The 209-nt window shown below is 53.1% G+C and carries 1 rRNA gene; it reads left to right on the plus strand.

Annotated features, from left to right (window positions below):
- Positions 1 to 204, plus strand: a 23S ribosomal RNA gene (locus CFII68_RS0125690); the annotation flags it as partial.
- Positions 205 to 209: the final 5 nt, after the last annotated feature.

Consider the following 209-nt stretch of genomic DNA (forward strand, 5'->3'; position numbering starts at 1 on the left):
CGCCAGTGGCATTGCCGGGTAGCTATGTTCGGGAAAGATAACCGCTGAAAGCATCTAAGCGGGAAACTTGCCTCAAGATGAGATCTCACTGGGACCTTGAGTCCCCTGAAGGGCCGTCGAAGACTACGACGTTGATAGGCAGGGTGTGTAAGCGCTGTGAGGCGTTGAGCTAACCTGTACTAATTGCCCGTGAGGCTTGACCATATAAC

This window comes from Pseudomonas sp. CFII68 (assembly GCF_000416195.1).
GTDB lineage: Bacteria > Pseudomonadota > Gammaproteobacteria > Pseudomonadales > Pseudomonadaceae > Aquipseudomonas > Aquipseudomonas kilonensis.